This is a genomic window from Adlercreutzia muris, from assembly GCF_008831045.1.
GTDB lineage: Bacteria > Actinomycetota > Coriobacteriia > Coriobacteriales > Eggerthellaceae > Adlercreutzia > Adlercreutzia muris.
The window spans coordinates 29,006-45,426 of record NZ_WAJS01000016.1 but is presented as its reverse complement, the minus strand read 5'-3'; the positions used below and the strand labels follow the sequence as shown (position 1 = coordinate 45,426).

Sequence of the window (16,421 nt, the reverse complement as noted above, 5' to 3'; positions counted from 1 at the left end):
ACAGCGGCTATGGGCATCCGAGGTTGCTTACTCTTCGACGGTCTCCACAGCCTCAACCTCGGCCTCGGCAGGAGCCTCGTCGGCCTTCTTGCGGCGGGCCGGCTTCTCCTCGGCCTGCACGGACTCGTCCACGTCGATCTCGAAGCCGAGCTCCTCGGCGGCGGCCTTCATGGACAGGGAGATACGGCGGCGATCCGGGTTGATCTCCATGACCTTCACCTTCACATCGTCGCCCGCGTGCACGACCTGCGCCGGGGTGTCGATGTGGCGGCCGGCCATCTCGGAGATGTGCACCAGGCCCTCGATGGAATCGCCCAGCTCGACGAAGGCGCCGAAGGGAACGATCTTGGTGACCTTGCCGTCGACGATGGTGCCCACGGGGTAGTTCTCCACGAGCTGGATCCACGGATCGGGCGTGGTCTGCTTGAGACCGAGGGAGATGCGCTCACGCTGCAGATCGACGTCGAGCACCTCGACCTCCACCTCGTCGCCCACCTTGACGACCTCGGAGGGATGGTTGACGTGGTTCCAGGACAGCTCGGAGATGTGCACCAGGCCGTCGATGCCGCCCAGATCCACGAAGGCACCGAAGTCCACGATGGAGGACACGTTGCCCTTGAGGCGCATGCCCTTGGAGAGCTTCGAGAGGATCTCGGCGCGCTCGTTCTTGCGACCCTCCTCCAAGAGAACGCGGCGGGACAGCACGACGTTGTTGCGGTTGCGGTCCATCTCGATGACGCGGGCCTCGATCTCGGTGCCCAGATACATGTCCAGGTCCTTCACGCGGCGCAGGTCCACGAGAGAGGCCGGAAGGAAGCCGCGCAGGCCGATGTCCAGGATAAGACCGCCCTTGACCACCTCGATGACCTCGCCGGTGACCACTTCGCCGGCCTTGAACTTCTCTTCGACGGAAATCCAGGCACGCTCGTACTCGGCGCGCTTCTTGGAGAGGATGAGACGGCCGTCCTTGTCCTCCTTCTGGAGAACCAGAGCCTCGATCTTGTCGCCCAGGCTCACGATGTCGGACGGATCGGCGTCCTTGCGGATGGACAGCTCGCGGGAGGGGATGACGCCCTCGCTCTTGAAGCCGATGTCCACGAGCACCTCGTCATGCTCCAGCTTGACGACGGTGCCGTCGACGAGATCGCCCTCGTCGAACTCGGTCAGCGTGCCGTCGATCATCTCGTTCATCTGCTCGTCGGAGATGTCGGAGAAGTCGATCACGGAGGTGTTCTTGATTTCGGTCAAAACGGACCCCTTTCAAAAACTAAATCGGGGACCCTTCGTCATGATGGTTGATACTTACCATGTTCGCTTGCGCAAGCAAGGGATCGCGGTGCAACAAACATGTCTCGGGGGCCAACAGTTACTTCCACTTGTCCGTTTGGGCAAGCTTGCCCAGTATAGCACTGGGCGCGAGCGAAACATTGTGGATTTTCCCCGAGTGCGGACATTTTCCGTACCGCCGCCAAACGCCCCAAAACCGACGCTGCCTCGACGCGGGGAGGGGACGCACAGGGGCGGCAGAACGCGATCGGCGGACGACTCCCCGCCTTCTGCCGGCGGCGCGCCGAGCCGCTTTTTGGCGCATCACCTGATCCCCACCGACGGCCAGTGCGTTAGAATAAGGAGCTGTGCGTTTCTTCAGATCGGTTTCATCGAGATAAGGCTCTGCATGGAATTGACGCTTTCGATGTTTCTTGCGCAGGTAGGCGATCATCCCGTCTTGCTAGGCATTCTGGCGCTCGTCATCGGCGTGACGATCATCTCGGGGGCGACCGATGCCCCCAACGCCATCGCCTCGGCGGTGTCCACCCGCTGCCTTTCCCCCACCGCCGCGCTCATCTTGGCGGCCGTATTCAACTTCGCGGGACTCGTGGGCATGACCTACATCTCCACGGCCGTGGCCCACACCATGTTCAACATGGTGGACTTCTCGGGCAACACCCACCAGGCGCTCCTCGCGCTCATCGCCGCCATGATAGGCTCCATCGGCTGGGGCGTGTTCTGCTGGTTCTGGGGCATCCCCGCCAGCAAGTCCCATTCGCTCATCGCCGGCGTCACGGGCGGTGCCATCGCCTTGAACGGTCTGGCCGGCGTCGTGCTCTCCGAGTGGATGCTCGTCATCTACGGCATGGCGTTCTCGCTCGTGGGAGGCTTCATCCTCGGCATGGCAACTACCAAGATCATCGAGTTCTTCTTCTCCTGCGCCGACCGCAAGCGCGGCAATAGGGTGTGCGTGGTGCTGCAGGATATCTGCGCCTGCGCGCTGTCGTTTCTCCATGGCGCCCAAGACGGCCAGAAGTTCATGTCCATCGGCCTGTTGGGCATAGCGCTCGCCTTCGGCATGGAGACGAGCGGCGCCACCGACTTCCCCCTGTGGCTCATGGTCATCTGCTCGCTGGCCATGTCGCTCGGCACCCTGCTCGGCGGCAAGCGCATCATCAAGTCGGTGGCCATGGACATGGTCTCGCTCGAGAAGTACCAGGGCGTGGCGGCCTCCGCCTCCACGGTCATCACCCTGTTCGTAGCCTCTATGACCGGCATGCCCGTGTCCACCTCGCACTGCTCCACCGCTTCCATCATGGGCGTGGGCGCTTCCCGCAGCTTCCGCCGTGTGAACTGGGGCGTGGCCCGGCGCATGGTATGGGCCTGGGTGCTCACCTTCCCCTGCTGTGGCTTTATCGGCTGGAGCCTCGCCAAGCTGTTCATGATGCTGTAGGCAACCGCCTTCTGAGCGGAACGCCGCTTCATAGCTCTCGGCGATAGCCACGTATCGCCGAGAGCTATTACCTCACCTGGGTCGCATTCGGCGTCGCCCTGCAAGGCGTCTATCTGCACCACTTCCGCGCCGCCAACCTCCTCTTCGCCGCATCGCTGGCCTTCTGCGCCGTGGAGATGCTCCTGTAGAGGCCGCCCTCTGGCTTTACCCCCTCCGACGCAACACCTACAGCGCCGCCACCGTACCCAAGCCGAGTTCGGCGGCGCGGTCGAGGGCGATCTTGGCGCAGGCGATGTCGAGCAGGGCCGTACCGGCCGAATCGAACACGGTGATATCGTCGGGATCGATGCGGCCCTCAACCTTGCCCGCGAGCACCTCGCCGAGCTCGCCGGCTACCTGACCGGGACCGAAGACGCCCTGAGCCAGCCCGAGCTCGATCTCGCCGTTGCCGACGCAGTTCGCCGTATCGTCGGTGAACAAGCGCGCCCCGGCGATGATGGCCGGGGCGATCTCCTGCTTGCCCGGCATGTCTGCGCCCATACAGGAGAAATGCGTGCCGCGGCGTACCCAGGAGGCATCGATGAGCGGAGAGGTGGCCATGGTGGCTGTAATGACGATGTCGCTTGCGTCCACCGCCTTCGCCAGGTCGTCTGCCGCCTCGAAGCGCACCCCGGAAAACTCCCGATGGAACTGGTCGGCCAATTTCCGGGGCAAATGACTGGCCAGGTCGCGAGCGCGGTCGGGATTGTGCGGATTGGCCACGCGCACCACCTTGATGCCATCGAGCAGCGAGAGCGTCGCTGCAATCTGATAGGGCGCCTGATGGCCTGCGCCCACCATGAGCAGACTCTCGGACGTGGGATTCGCGAGCACCTTCGCGCCCAAGCCGCCGGCGGCCCCGGTGCGCAAGCCGGTGATTGCCGAGCCGTCCACCACGCCCACCGGCTCGCCCGTCTCGGAGGAGAGCACGACGATAATGCCGTAGAGGTCGGGCAGGCCGCGCTTGGGGTTATCCGAGAACCAAGCGACGGTCTTGTGCCCGAACACGCCGGGGGCGCCCAGCACGCCGGACTTGATGTCCATATCGGCCACGCCCGGCTCGAAGGCATGGTAAACCATGGGCCACGCCTCGGCGGCACCCTCGGCCTTTTGCCGATAGGTCTCGCGCACGGCGTCGATCACCTCGTCCATAGTGAGGCAGGCCGCCACGTCCTTAGCGGACAAAATGCGAATCTCGCTCATCAGTTTTCTCCTTCTCAATCGTCGCCAATGCTAGGGGGATCGGTTATTCCAGGGTACGCAGGTACTCGCTGATGGCGAGCAGGCCGCTGCGCAGGGCATCGGGATCGTCGGAGTAGCCGTAACCCACGCGGAAGCTCTTCGGCTCCTCGAAGCAATCGCCCGGGGTGACGAAAGCGCCGTTGAACTTCACCATATCGGTGCAGAAGTCGTAGGAGGGGATGTCGTAGTCGTAGTAGACAAGCGCCGTGGTACCGGCCTCGGGCTTCACGATGGACAGATGCGGCTCGGAATCGACCCATTCCATGAGGGTGGCGAGGTTCTCGCGCACAATGCGGCGGCTGCGATGAAGAATCGCATCGGCATGGGCAAGGGCATAGGCGGCCACCGCCTCATCGAACATGCCGCAGGAGATGAGGTTGTAATCGCGGTGGGACAGCAGATCGCGTCGCAGCTGCTCGTCCTTGGTAATGCACCAACCCAAGCGGATGCCCGCCAGCGACCACACCTTGCTCATAGAGCTGGTGGTGACGCCCTTCTCGTAGAGGTCGGCGACGGACTCGGCATACGCGTCGGTCTGGTTCAGATGGCGATACACCTCGTCGCAGTGCAGCCACGCGTCGTTCTTGCGCGCCACCTCCACGATAGCCCGCAGCGTCTCGCCGTCGAGCAGCGCACCGGTGGGGTTGTCGGGGTTGTTGATGCAGATGAGCTTCGTATCGGGCGTGCACAGGGCATCGAGCGCCTCTACATCCACATGATAGCCGTTCTCCTTCTCGAGATGCAGCACGTCCACCTTGGCGCCGCACATCTCGGGAATGGAATAGAGCTGCTGGTAAGTCGGCATGACCGACACCACGTGGTCGCCGGGGTTCACCAGCGTCGAGAGCACGAGCGAATTGGCCCCCGCGGCGCCGTGGGTGGGAATAATGTGCTCGGGCTTAACCGTGCGGTAGAGCTTGGCAATGCCGGAAAGCAGGTCGGGGCGGCCCTCGATGTCGCCGTAGGTGAGACGGCGCGTCGCGAAGGCGTCGAGAAAGGCGGCCTTGTCGCCCCCGGTGAGCTCGAAAAGCTGATCGAGGGACAGCGAGTAGACGCAGGTCTCGGCCACGTTGTAGGTGCACTTCGTCTCCCAGAGGTTCATCCACTGCTCGACTTCGAAATCTTTGATCTCCATGGGCTCTCCTTTTGCTGAACGCGATTCCCTTCACGGTGATTCCAGCATAAGGGGAGGAGCCGGCGCCCCTCATGGAGCCAGCACCAGAGCCCGGCGGCAATGGTTGTGAGTGCCCACAACGGCAACGCAAGGGCAGCGGGCCCTCTTGATTGGCGCCCGCCCGACCAGGAAAGCCCGAAGCGCGACAACCTAGAGATAGATCATGGCCAGATAGGCGAACAGCTCCTTGTCGGTAGCGTTTTCCAGGGAAAGGACCTTGCGAGCGCGGTTGATGCGGTTGCGCATGGAGTTGGGGTGCTGGGCAAGGAGCACCGCCGCTGCGGTCACGTCTCCCCCGCACGTTACATAGACCCCCATGCTCTCGACGAGGTTTCCGCCCGTTTCCTCGTCAGAGGCCCGAAGGAGGCCCAAACCCGCTTCGCAGGCCCGCGCGAGCAATGGATCGCGCCGTCGGGCCGCATGAAACGCATCGAATCCGGCGGTCTGCCAGAGCACGGGAGCGCCGATGCCCTCCCGAGCAGCTTCCAGACAGCCGAGCGCCTCGTGCAGAGCGACATCGGCCTCATCTGCCGGAAGCACCTCGGAGGCGCCTGTTGCCGTGTGCGAGCCGAACCCCGCCACGAGCGCCTCCAGCGACGCGCGGCTCAGCCCCTCCTCGGGGCCCTCCCACGAGACGCAGGCGACGACACCGTCGCCGAAGCGGGCCGTGAAGCAGGGGGCAATCCGCGAGAGCTCGCACGCCACTTGATTCTTCAACGCCGCCAGCACAAGCGGGTCGCCCTCAGCCGCTGAGAACGCCGCCACCTGCACCCACGAGCCCCCAAGGCCCGTGACCTCTCCGAAACGCTGGCGCACATCGTCTCCCCTGCGGCGCTCCATGAGCGCGCGCAGGGCTTCTTCCACACGATCGGCGCGCGCATCCTCGGCGATGAGCGCGCGAGCCTCCGAGATAATCTGCTCGAGCAGGCCCGCGCCGTAGCGGATCAGGGGAACGGCACGCCGGCGGCACTCGGCCAGCACCGCCTCGGAAGGTGCGTAGGGAAGCGAGCCCTTCACGAGCACGCAGGCGACGTCGCGGGAGGCGAGGGCTGCCACAGCCTCGTCCATGACCGCGTTATCGCCGCCGCAGAAGCTCAGCGACGCGAAAACGGCATCACCGGGATGAAACACATCGTAGGAGCCGGTGAGGGGCTCGTCATCCATGATGGCCACTTCGCGCACCGGCCGGCGGGAGGTGGCCCCGGCGCCGGACAGCACCTCGATGCCCGAGATGGACGCCAGGGCGCACAGATCACCGACGCAGATCATCGAAATCCCCTTCCATGACGAAGGGCCCGGGCAACGCCGCCTGGGCCCTTACCGCTTGCTTTTTCTAGGCTTGCCCTTCAGCCTGGGCCTCGCGCAGAGCGCGCACCATCTGGTCGGCGCAGGAGGTGGAGCGCCGCCCGCAGGTGTTGCCCTCCAAAAGCGCGGCCACGTCGTCTACCTTCATGCCGGCCACCAGCTTGGAGATGGCCTTCAGGTTGCCGTCGCAGCCACCGGTGAACTGGACGCTCTCCACCGTGTCGCCGTTCACTTCCACATCGATCTGGCGGGAGCACACGCCGCGGGGGGTATAGCTGTGCATGGGGTTCCTTTCTCTCGTTTTCTCGCGAGAGATTGTAGCACGCACGCCCCCTACACAGCGGCTGCGCCCCGCTCGCCGGTGCGGATGCGCACGACCTCCTCGATGGGCGCCACGAATATCTTGCCGTCGCCCACCTCCCCGGTGCGCGCGGCCGCCACGATAGTGTCCACGAGGCCGTCCACCTCCCCATCGTCCACGACGATCTCGAACTTCACCTTCGGCACCATGTTCAGCAGCACCTCGGTGCCGCGCACGTACTCGCTCCAGCCGTGCTGGGCGCCGCAGCCGTGCACCTGGGATATGGTCATGCCGCTCACGTCTGCCGCGAACAGCGCGTCCTTCAGGGCTTCCATCTTCTCGGGCCGCACGATGGCCGTCACTCGCTTCATAGGTCTCAGCTCCTTACTTGTTGCTTGCCGTGCTCTGCGCCGCTAGTCCAGGCCCAGATAGGCCGGGTAGGCCGACTCGCCGTGGACGGCCACGTCCAGGCCGGCCGCCTCGTCGGCGGCCGAGACGCGCAGGCTGCCGCCGAAGCAGGCCCGCACGATGAACCCGAGCACCACGTCGGCTGCCACCACGAACACCACCGTCACCACGATGCCGAGCACCTGGGCGCCCAGCAGCGACCAGTCTCCCGTGTACAGAAGACCGCCCTGGTCGGTCCAGGACAGCTCCGGCACGCAGAACAGCCCCGTCAGAACACCGCCGACAATGCCGCCGACGCAGTGGCAGCCGAACGCATCGAGGGCGTCGTCGTAGCCGATGCGGCGCTTGGCCCAGGCGATGGCCGCGTACACCACCGGGCTTGTCACCGCGCCCATGACAAGCGCCGCCCACGGCTCCACGAATCCCGCCGCCGGCGTTATGGCCACCAGCCCCGCCACGAGCCCTGTGGCCGCGCCCACCAGCGTGCACTTCCCCACGTGCAGCCGCTCGGCAATAAGCCACGACAGCACGCCGGCCGCGCTGGCCGCCACCGTGTTCAGCAGCGCTAAGGCCGCCACCCCGTCGGCGGCGAACTCGCTGCCCGCGTTAAAGCCGAACCACCCGAACCACAGAAGCGCCGCGCCGAGCGCCACGAAGGGCACGTTGTGGGGCCGGTAGGACAGCACAGCGAAGCCCTTGCGCCGACCGAGCATGATGCAGAGCACGAGGCCCGTAAGTCCCGAGGAGATGTGCACCACGTCACCCCCGGCGAAGTCGAGCGCGCCGATCATCTCGCCGATGAGCGATCCTTCTCCGCCCCACACCATATGGGCGAGCGGCGCGTACACCGCAAGCACCCACACTGCCACGAAAGCGCACACCGCGCCGAACTTCATGCGCCCGGCCACCGCGCCGGTGATGATGGCGCAGGTGATCATCGCGAAGGCCATCTGGAAGACGATATCGATAATAGCCGGGTAGCTTGCCGCCAGCTCCGGGTCAGCGGCCAGCGCCCCCTGGCCTGAAAGTATCGCGAAGGCATCGGGCGTGCCCGCGGCCTCGGCCATCATGTCGTTCACCGCGCTCAAGCACCCCAGCTGGTCCAAACCACCGAAAACGGGGATGGCGCCGTCGCCGCCGTAGGCGAACGACCAGCCGCACGCAACCCATGCCACCCCCACGATGCCGAGCACCGCGAAGATCATGACCATGGTATTCACCACGTTCTTGCGCCGCGAGAGCCCTCCGTAGAAGAATGCGAGACCGGGCGTCATGAGCAGCACCAGCATGGTGCACACGAGCATGAAGCCGGTCGAGCCAGTATCGAGCATGGCAATCGACCTCCTTGCATCGGCGCGGGCCGGCCGCCCGCGCGCATCGGGAACGCCTTCGATTCTTCCACGGCAAAGGCGCACCCCCAAGGTCATCGATGATTGTTAACCCTCTCTCAAAGAAGCGTTAACGCAAGCGACCTTTCCTTGCCACGGAGCGGAAACAATTCGCGACACCGGCATCGAGGGCCCAGGAAATGTCTACAATGGGATCGATCGACGAGCACATTGCGCAATCCTGGACAAAAGTGCGTCGAGTGAGCTCCCGCAAGGAGAAAATGATCCCATTCGGGCTCAAATGACCCCGGGAAGGGCTCGAAAACCGCTTATTTCGACCCCGGGCGGCCAGCGGAACCTTCGAGACAGCGCACTCGAAGCCTTTTTGTCCAAAAAAGCGAGAAGTGCTCGCACCATTGGCGCCAATCGGAAAGGAAACCCCATGAGCGTGTCATTCCGCCAGGTCGAGCGCGACGAGGAAGTAGAGGCCCTCGCACATATGGCCCATCACATTTGGAACGAGTACTGGCCGGCGCTCATCGGCCAAGAGCAGACCGACTACATGGTCGAGAAGTTCCAGAGCCTGAACGCCTTCCGCGCCGACATTGCCGATAACGGCTACGAGTACTTCTTCATCATGGACCGCGAGAACGCCACCCCGCGCGAGCTCGACCAGGCCGTCCACGGTGCCGACATCCACGACGAGGGCAGGCCCGCGCCGGCCGGCGCCGATGATGCCGTGGAATCTGACCGCGATGGAGAGCTGGCCCACGACGCCGAGGACTTCGCACACGAGGCCGCCAAGCCGCGCATCATCGGCTACACGGGCGGACGCGTGGAGGCGGACACGAACCGTTTCTTCGTCTCGAAGGTATACCTCTTGAAGGAGCATCGCGGCCGCGGGCTTATCGCCAGCGTCGTGCGCTTCTACGAGCGCCTGTGCCGCGAGCGCGGGCTGGATGCGATGTACCTGACCGTGAACAAGGGAAACGAGATGGCCATCCGCGCCTACAAGAAGCACGGCTTCGAGATTATCGACGCCGTGGAAACCGATATCGGCGAGGGCTTCGTCATGAACGACTACATCATGGAGAAGAAGCTGAAGTAGCACCCACCGACCCCCGGAACATTCGAAGGCCCGCGACGACGCGGGCCTTTTTCGTGACAGGAATCCGATCCGCAGCCGCTACTTCAGCTTCGCGCGCACCGCGGCGGCGATACCCTCGGCGTCCAGGCCCAGATCGGCGAAGAGGCGGCCCACTGGGCCCTGGCCGACGAACTGGTCGGGAATGCCCAGGGTGATAGCCGGCACCTGCGCGCCCAGGCGGGCGAGCACCTCGAGCACGCCCTGGCCGGCGCCACCGGCGATGACGCCCTCCTCCACGGTGACCACAAGCCCCGTGGCAGCCGCGGCAGCGATGGCCTCCTCGTCGAGCGGCTTCACCCAGCGCATGTCCACCACGCGGCACTCGATGCCCTCAGCGGCCAAAAGGTCGGCGGCAGCGCGGGCACATCCCACCATGCGCCCGAAGGCGAGCAGGGCCGCATCGCCCCCCTCGCGCACCACGCGGGCCTTCCCCACTTCCAGAAGCTCGGGCGCATCGGGCAGGCACGCCCCCTCGGCCTCGCCGCGCGGGTAGCGCAGCGTCACCGGGCCGGGCAGCGAGAGCGCCGTGTGCAGGGCGTGCACGAGCTCCGCCTCGTCGGAGGGGGCGAGCACGCGCACGTTGGGCACCATGCGGGAGTACACCATGTCGAACACACCGTGGTGCGTGGGGCCGTCATCGCCCACCAAGCCCGCACGGTCGAAGGCGAGCACCACGTTCGCATCCGGCAGGGCGCAGTCGATGATAAGCTGGTCCACCGCCCGCTGCATAAAGGTGGAGTACAGGGCCACCACGGGCTTCTTGCCTCCCGAAGCAAGCCCGGCCGCCATGCCGATGGCCTGCTCCTCGGCAATGCCCACGTCCACGAAGCGCTCGGGGAACTCGGCGGCGAAATCCTTCAGCCCCGTGCCCCCGGTCATGGCCGCCGTAATGGCCACCACGTCCTTGTCGCGAGCGGCCTCATCGGCCAAGGCAGCGCCGAACACCTCGGTATAGCTGGGGGCCTTCGCGGGCTTCTTCACCGCCTTGCCCGTGGCGATGTCGTAAGGGCCCGTGCCGTGGAAGCGCTCCGGATCCTGCCGCGCCGGCTCGTAGCCCTCGCCCTTGCGGGTGACCACGTGCACGAGGGCCGGGCCGTCCATTTCCAGCACGAGGGACAAAATGTCGCGCAGCTCGGCGATGTTGTGACCGTCCACGGGATGGGTGCACACGATGCCGAGCGACTCGTAGATCATGGTGTGGGGAATCACCATCTGCTTGAGCGATTCCTTCATGTTCTTCCCGAAGCCGAGCAGGCCGCGAGCAGCGGGGCCGCCCTGCTCCATGGCCGCCTGCAGGCCCTCGCGGGCCTCGCGGTAGTGGCTGTTCGCCCGCAGGTTGCCCAGGTGCTTCATGAGCGCGCCCACGTTGCGCGAGATGGACATCTCGTTGTCGTTCAGGATGATGACCAGGGGCAGCTGCTCGTTGCCCATGTAGTTCAGCGCCTCGAAGGCCATGCCGCCTGCCAGCGACGCATCCCCGATGAGGGCCACCACCTTCTCGTCGGTGCCCTTCAGCTGGCGCGCCTTCGCCAGACCCGTCGCAATGGACAGCGAGTCGGAGGCGTGGCCGGAGTAGTGCACGTCGTAGGGGCTCTCGTGGGGCTTGGTGAAGCCGGAGATGCCCCCGTAGGTGCGCAGGGTCTTGAACGCCTCCCGGCGCCCGGTGAGCAGCTTGTGGGCGTAGGCCTGGTGCCCCACGTCGAACACCACGCGATCGCGCGGCATGTCGAGCAGGCTCTCCAGGGCCACGATGATGTCCACCGCGCCGAGCGAGGAGGCCACGTGCCCCCCGGTCACCGAGGTGGTGGCGACGATCTCCTGGCGAATCTCGCGGGCGAGGATGGCCAGCTCGTCGTTGTCGAGCACCTTCAGGTCGGCAGGAGAGCTGATAGCATCGAGTATGCGCGGCATGTCCATGAAACCCCCTTTATACGGCGGCACGCTCGCCCGCGGCGGTTTCGGAAGCAGGCTCGGAAACCTCGTCCGGCACCCCTTCAGCTGCCTCGCCCAAAGAGGCGTCCGCAGCATCGGTCGGCGCATCGGCAGAAGAGGCCACGACGACGGCGGCGCGAGCGGAGGCGTCTTCGACGCCCTCGGCGGCCAGGTGCGCCTCGATGTCCTGCTCAGACAAATCGCAGGCAGACAGACCCAGCTTCACGGCCTCCTCGTAGAGCTTGAGGGCGTCATCGAGGGAGATGTCGTCGGCGGACACCTCGTCCACAATCTGGGTCAGGCGCTCGTGCACTCGACCGAAGTCCGACGGCTGCGCAGCATCCACGGAGCTACACCTCCCCCTGCACGCAGGCCGCAGCACCCGAAGCGCCCCGCACGACGTCGACTGCCGCGACGGTCTCGATCTCGTCGGCGATCGGCGGCGCGGGCGCAGCCGCCACCTCGCCGCCGGCCTCGGGGCCCTCGTCCATGGAGCGGGCGATGCGGCCGAGCACGCCGTTGACGAAGCGCGGGGAGTCCTCCTCCCCGCCAAAGTCCTTAGCCAGCTCAACGGCCTCGTTGATGGACACGGAAACCGGTACGTCATCGCAGTGGTACATCTCGTAAGTGGCCAGGCGCAGGATGGAGCGGTCCACGATGGGCATGCGGGACAGCGTCCAGTTCTCGGACGCCCCCTCGAGCCGCTCGTCGATCTCGGCCTGGCAGCCTTCGACGCCGCGGATGAGGGCCAGGGCGTAATCGCTCAGGGAGCCCTCGCAGATACGGCCGAATTCCGTGGCCGCCTCCTCCTCGGTGGCCGGGGCCTGCTCGGTGGCCACCAGGCAGAGCCCCTCGTCCAGCAGCTTGGAGGGGGACTCCCCCTTCAGCTCGCTCGTATAGAGAACCTGCACCGCACAGGCGCGGTCGAGGGTTCTCTCGTGTTTTCTCGAAGCCATAGGAGCGCGCCGCCTAGGACTGGAACTGAATGCCGTCGATGTACACGTCCACCGCCGACACCTCCACGCCGGCCTGGGTGGCCAGCGATTCAGCGACAGCGGAGCGCAGGGCGGCTGCCAGCTCGGGCAGCACGTGTCCGTAGTACACCTCCACGTGCACGGCCACGTAGAGCTTGCCGTCCTCGGTCATCTTCGTTTCGATGCCGGAGGTGGAGGGCTTGCTCGCCAACATGGAGCGAATGCCGCTCGTGGCGAAGTTGCCGAGCGAGGCCACACCGTCCACCTCGCTGGCGGCCACAGAGATAATAGTCTCCATGACGCCCGGGGCGATCGACAGTCCCTCAACGTTCATTTCATTGGTCATAGCACATCTCCCATCTGGGTTTCGATGAAGTCCGTGGTAGCGTCGCCGGCCAGAAACACCTCGTTGTCCAGCACACGCTGATGGAACGGGATGGTGGTGGCGATGCCCTCGATGACGAACTCGTCCAGGGCGCGGCGGGCACGGGCCACGGCCTCTTCGCGGTCCTGCCCATGTACGATAACCTTTGCAACGAGGGAATCGTAGTGCGGAGAGATTTTAGAACCAGTTCGTAAATAGGTTTCCACGCGCACACCGGGACCCGCCGGGGGCTCGAAGCGCGTGACGGTACCCGGGCAGGGGCGGAAGCCGTGGGCCGGGTCCTCGGCGTTGATGCGCAACTCGATGGCGTGGCCGGCCGGGGCGAACGGCGCCCGGGGGGCGCAGCTCATGGGCTCGCCGGCGGCGATGCGCAGCTGCTCCTTGATGATGTCGGTGCCGGTGATCTCCTCGGTCACGGGGTGCTCCACCTGCACGCGGGTGTTCATCTCCATGAAGTAGAACTCGCCGCGCTCGTCGAGCAGGAACTCGATGGTGCCGGCATTCTTGTAGTCCACGGCGCGGACGGCCTTCAGGGCCGCCACGCCCATGGCCCGGCGCAGCTCGTCGGTGAGCGCCGGAGAGGGAGCCTCTTCCAAAAGCTTCTGATGACGGCGCTGGATGGAGCAGTCGCGCTCGCACAGGGCCACGGCGTTGCCGTGGTCGTCGGCGAGCACCTGCACTTCCACGTGGCGGGGACGCAGCACGAGCTTCTCCAGGTACACGCCGTCGTTGCCGAAGGCGGCGCCTGCCTCGGTGCGGGCCGCTTTGTACTGGGCGGCCAGATCGGCCGGGTCGTGCACCTCGCGCATGCCCTTGCCGCCGCCGCCGGCCGTGGCCTTGATGAGTACGGGGTATCCCACCTGCTCGGCGAAGGCAGCGGCCTCTTCCACCGTATCCAAGCAACCGTCGGAACCGGGCACGGTAGGCACGCCGCAGCCCTTCATGGTCTCCCGCGCGCTGGACTTGTCGCCCATACGCTCGATGCACTCGGCCGCTGGGCCGATGAACACCAGGTCGTTGTCGGCGCAGGCACGGGCGAACTCGGCGTTCTCGGCCAGGAAGCCGTAGCCCGGGTGAATGGCCTGGGCACCGGTGTTCTTCGCCGCCGCGATGATGGAGGACATGACCAGGTAGCTCTTGGCCGACTGGGCGGGACCGATGCACACGGCCTCGTCGGCGTACTGCACCGGGTAGGTGCTCGCGTCCTCGGTGGAGTACACGGCCACGGTCTTCACGCCCAGCTCGCGGGCGGCGCGCATGATGCGCAGGGCCACTTCGCCGCGGTTCGCGACGAGAATTTTCTCGAACATAGCAGGGTCTCCTACACGCCCGGGGTGGGATCGTGGGGCTCCACGTAGAAGAGCACGGTGCCGTACTCCACGGGCGTGGCGTCGGACAGGCAGACCTCGCGCACAGTGCCCATCTCCTCGGCCGCGATCTCGTTCATGAGCTTCATGGCCTCGACAATGCACAGCGTCTCGCCGGCAGCCACCTCATCGCCCACCTTCACGAAGGGCGGCTCACCGGGAGCCGGGGCCTCGTAGTAAGTACCCACCATGGGGGCGATGACCGGCTTCCAGGCGGCCGGTCGCGTGGGAACCTCCTCGGCCGGCGCCGGGGCCGCGGCCGCAGCCGGGGCCGCCTGGGCCACCGGGGCGGCGGCAGGGGCCGCTACGGGCGCGCCCTGACCGGGCATGCGCACGGCGATGCGAACGCCCTCCTCCTCGACGACAATCTCGCCGACGCCGCTCTCCTCGGCAACGCGAACCAGCTCGCGAATCTGATTGATGTCCACGTAATCATCCTCCTTGGTGCCGCTGGACTCCTGCTCCAGCATGAAGTCGACCTTCTCGGATACTCGGTGCTTGGAAAGGTAGGTGCGGGCCTCGTTGGGGAACAGGGCGTACATGAGCACGTCCTCCTCGCTGTGGGCCAAGTCCCCGATCTCGTTGGCCACCTCGTCGTAGGTAGTGGTCACAAGCGTGCCGGGGGCGACGGCCGGATCCAAGATCTCGGTATCGCCGGCCACCTTCGCCACGATCTCCTTGTCCATGTGGCCCGGGGCCTTGCCGTAGTAGCCGCACACGTAGTCCTTCATCTCCTTGGAGATGACGCTCCAGCGCTTGCCGGTGAGCACGTTGAACACCGCTTGCGTGCCCACGATCTGCGACATGGGGGTCACGAGCGGCGGATACCCTACCTCGGCGCGCACCTTCGGAATCTCTGCCATGACCTCGGGCAGGCGGTCGACGGCCTTCTGCACCTCCAACTGGCTGATGAGGTTGCTCATCATGCCGCCGGGCACCTGGTGGGAGTACACCTGCATGTGGATGAGCGAGGACACGCCGCGCTTGTAGTGACCGCGCTTGCGCATCTCCTCCCAGTACTCGGAGATCTCGAAGAGCAGATCGAGGTCCAGATCGGTGTCGTAGCGACTCTCCTTGAGAGCGGCCACGATCATCTCCACGGCCGGGTGCGAGTTGCCGAAGGCCAGCGGCGCGTGGGCGGTGTCGGCCACGGCCACGCCGGCCTCGGCGGCCTTCAAAATATTGGCCGGGGCCATGCCGCCGACGTAGTGGCAGTGGATGTGCACCGGCAGGCCGATTTCCTCGTTGAAGGCTTTCACCATGCGCTCGGCGCGGTAGGGGGTGAGCATGCCGGCCATGTCCTTGATGGCGATGGTATCGGCGCCCAGGTCCTTCAGCTGCTGGCCGTACTCGAGGAACGAGTCCAGCGTGTGCACCGGCGAGATGGTGTAGGAGATGGCGCCCTCGAACAGGCCCCCGTGCTTCTTGATGGCCTCGGCGTTGTCCACCACGTTGCGAATGTCGTTCAGCGCATCGAACACGCGAAAGACCTCGATGCCGTTGCGATGGGCGGCCCCGATGAAGCGATTGACGATCTCGCGCGAGTAATGCTTGTAGCCCACCAGGTTCTGGCCGCGCGACAGCATAGCGAGGGGGGTGTTGGGCGTCTTGTCCTTGATGGCGCGCAGGCGCTCCCAAGGATTCTCGTCCAGAAAGCGCAGGCAGGAATCGAATGTCGCCCCGCCCCACGCCTCGATGGCCCAATAGCCGACGCGGTCCATCTTCGGCAGGATCGGCAGCATGTCGCCGATCTGCATGCGGGTGGCCCACAGGCTCTGCTGACCGTCGCGAATGGTCGTATCCATGATCTGAAGCCGTGGCATGAACTCACACCTCCTTATAGTTAGTCAAAGATCAAGTGTTGCATTATAGGGGACAACCCGCATAGCCCACAGCGCGAGCACGTGATTTGCCGACAAGAAACATCAACGAAGCGGCAGGAGGACGCAAACGGCGAGGAGGAGCCGAGGACGGGGCGCCGGGGGGAAGCTGTGGGAGAACGAGGGGAAACGAGCGTACGGAAGCGGCAGGGAGACGAGGACAGAGGGGAAGGCGACAAGAGAGCACAGTGCAGCGGTAGAAGGGATGTAATATAGA

15 protein-coding genes are annotated in these 16,421 nt (G+C 65.5%); 2 read left to right on the top strand and 13 right to left on the bottom strand.

Going from position 1 to position 16,421, the window contains the following annotated elements; genetic code table 11:
• Positions 1–27: 27 nt before the first annotated feature.
• A complete protein-coding gene (rpsA, locus tag F8D48_RS06385; protein WP_135971138.1) occupies positions 28–1,248 on the bottom strand; it encodes a 30S ribosomal protein S1 in 1,221 nt (406 codons plus the stop codon).
• 427 nt (positions 1,249–1,675) lie between these two features.
• Between rpsA and F8D48_RS06380 the strand changes: the two genes are divergently transcribed.
• Positions 1,676–2,722 carry an inorganic phosphate transporter gene (locus F8D48_RS06380; RefSeq protein WP_135971139.1) on the top strand — a complete coding sequence of 349 codons (1,047 nt, stop codon included), beginning with the start codon at positions 1,676–1,678 and terminating at the stop codon, positions 2,720–2,722.
• Between the two features lie 225 nt (positions 2,723–2,947).
• Here F8D48_RS06380 and F8D48_RS06375 read toward each other — a convergent pair whose 3' ends face one another.
• From F8D48_RS06375 to F8D48_RS06350, 6 genes are all read right to left on the bottom strand, one after another.
• Positions 2,948–3,964: an ornithine cyclodeaminase family protein gene (locus F8D48_RS06375; protein WP_151430540.1), complete on the bottom strand. Its 1,017-nt coding sequence runs from the start codon at positions 3,962–3,964 to the stop codon at positions 2,948–2,950.
• A gap of 43 nt (positions 3,965–4,007) precedes the next feature.
• The gene (locus F8D48_RS06370) at positions 4,008–5,138 is read right to left on the bottom strand and encodes an aminotransferase (protein ID WP_151430538.1); all 1,131 of its coding nucleotides are present in this window, start codon (positions 5,136–5,138) and stop codon (positions 4,008–4,010) included.
• A gap of 189 nt (positions 5,139–5,327) precedes the next feature.
• Positions 5,328–6,446 carry a helix-turn-helix domain-containing protein gene (locus F8D48_RS06365; protein ID WP_151430536.1) on the bottom strand — a complete coding sequence of 373 codons (1,119 nt, stop codon included), beginning with the start codon at positions 6,444–6,446 and terminating at the stop codon, positions 5,328–5,330.
• 64 nt (positions 6,447–6,510) lie between these two features.
• The gene (locus tag F8D48_RS06360) at positions 6,511–6,810 is read right to left on the bottom strand and encodes a TIGR03905 family TSCPD domain-containing protein (RefSeq protein ID WP_476931270.1); all 300 of its coding nucleotides are present in this window, start codon (positions 6,808–6,810) and stop codon (positions 6,511–6,513) included.
• A gap of 5 nt (positions 6,811–6,815) precedes the next feature.
• Entirely contained in the window at positions 6,816–7,154 is a 339-nt protein-coding gene (locus F8D48_RS06355) for a P-II family nitrogen regulator (protein ID WP_136433641.1), read from the bottom strand.
• Between the two features lie 42 nt (positions 7,155–7,196).
• Positions 7,197–8,522, bottom strand: coding sequence for an ammonium transporter (locus F8D48_RS06350; protein ID WP_151430534.1), 1,326 nt, complete (start codon positions 8,520–8,522; stop codon positions 7,197–7,199).
• A gap of 439 nt (positions 8,523–8,961) precedes the next feature.
• Here F8D48_RS06350 and F8D48_RS06345 point away from each other — a divergent pair, with 439 nt between their 5' ends.
• Positions 8,962–9,627, top strand: a complete 666-nt coding sequence (locus tag F8D48_RS06345) for a GNAT family N-acetyltransferase (protein ID WP_240806259.1) — start codon at positions 8,962–8,964, stop codon at positions 9,625–9,627.
• Positions 9,628–9,705: 78 nt separating this feature from the next.
• Here F8D48_RS06345 and dxs read toward each other — a convergent pair whose 3' ends face one another.
• The 6 genes from dxs to accB are packed head-to-tail and all read right to left on the bottom strand — an operon-like array spanning position 9,706 to position 16,147.
• A complete protein-coding gene (gene dxs, locus F8D48_RS06340; protein ID WP_151430532.1) occupies positions 9,706–11,583 on the bottom strand; it encodes a 1-deoxy-D-xylulose-5-phosphate synthase in 1,878 nt (625 codons plus the stop codon).
• Between the two features lie 10 nt (positions 11,584–11,593).
• Complete coding sequence (locus F8D48_RS06335) at positions 11,594–11,944, bottom strand: exodeoxyribonuclease VII small subunit (protein ID WP_151430530.1); 351 nt, start codon at positions 11,942–11,944, stop codon at positions 11,594–11,596.
• A 4-nt stretch (positions 11,945–11,948) separates the two neighbouring features.
• The gene (nusB, locus tag F8D48_RS06330; protein ID WP_151430528.1) at positions 11,949–12,554 is read right to left on the bottom strand and encodes a transcription antitermination factor NusB; all 606 of its coding nucleotides are present in this window, start codon (positions 12,552–12,554) and stop codon (positions 11,949–11,951) included.
• Between the two features lie 13 nt (positions 12,555–12,567).
• A complete protein-coding gene (locus F8D48_RS06325) occupies positions 12,568–12,918 on the bottom strand; it encodes an Asp23/Gls24 family envelope stress response protein (protein WP_151430526.1) in 351 nt (116 codons plus the stop codon).
• Positions 12,915–14,267: an acetyl-CoA carboxylase biotin carboxylase subunit gene (gene accC / locus F8D48_RS06320; RefSeq protein ID WP_151430524.1), complete on the bottom strand. Its 1,353-nt coding sequence runs from the start codon at positions 14,265–14,267 to the stop codon at positions 12,915–12,917. The genes F8D48_RS06325 and accC overlap by 4 nt, the downstream gene beginning before the upstream one ends.
• 11 nt (positions 14,268–14,278) lie before the next feature.
• The gene (accB, locus tag F8D48_RS06315) at positions 14,279–16,147 is read right to left on the bottom strand and encodes an acetyl-CoA carboxylase biotin carboxyl carrier protein (protein WP_151430522.1); all 1,869 of its coding nucleotides are present in this window, start codon (positions 16,145–16,147) and stop codon (positions 14,279–14,281) included.
• Positions 16,148–16,421: the final 274 nt, after the last annotated feature.

Excerpts from the sequence above, each read along its gene's own strand:
- F8D48_RS06380 (WP_135971139.1), top strand. The coding sequence starts at position 1,676 with ATGGAATTGACGCTTTCGATGTTTCTTGCGCAGGTAGGCGATCATCCC.
- F8D48_RS06365 (WP_151430536.1), bottom strand. The coding sequence starts at position 6,446 with ATGATCTGCGTCGGTGATCTGTGCGCCCTGGCGTCCATCTCGGGCATC.
- F8D48_RS06350 (WP_151430534.1), bottom strand. The coding sequence starts at position 8,522 with ATGCTCGATACTGGCTCGACCGGCTTCATGCTCGTGTGCACCATGCTG.
- F8D48_RS06375 (WP_151430540.1), bottom strand. The coding sequence starts at position 3,964 with ATGAGCGAGATTCGCATTTTGTCCGCTAAGGACGTGGCGGCCTGCCTC.
- F8D48_RS06370 (WP_151430538.1), bottom strand. The coding sequence starts at position 5,138 with ATGGAGATCAAAGATTTCGAAGTCGAGCAGTGGATGAACCTCTGGGAG.
- accC (WP_151430524.1), bottom strand. The coding sequence starts at position 14,267 with ATGTTCGAGAAAATTCTCGTCGCGAACCGCGGCGAAGTGGCCCTGCGC.
- accB (WP_151430522.1), bottom strand. The coding sequence starts at position 16,147 with ATGCCACGGCTTCAGATCATGGATACGACCATTCGCGACGGTCAGCAG.
- dxs (WP_151430532.1), bottom strand. The coding sequence starts at position 11,583 with ATGGACATGCCGCGCATACTCGATGCTATCAGCTCTCCTGCCGACCTG.
- F8D48_RS06345 (WP_240806259.1), top strand. The coding sequence starts at position 8,962 with ATGAGCGTGTCATTCCGCCAGGTCGAGCGCGACGAGGAAGTAGAGGCC.
- F8D48_RS06325 (WP_151430526.1), bottom strand. The coding sequence starts at position 12,918 with ATGACCAATGAAATGAACGTTGAGGGACTGTCGATCGCCCCGGGCGTC.
- nusB (WP_151430528.1), bottom strand. The coding sequence starts at position 12,554 with ATGGCTTCGAGAAAACACGAGAGAACCCTCGACCGCGCCTGTGCGGTG.
- F8D48_RS06355 (WP_136433641.1), bottom strand. The coding sequence starts at position 7,154 with ATGAAGCGAGTGACGGCCATCGTGCGGCCCGAGAAGATGGAAGCCCTG.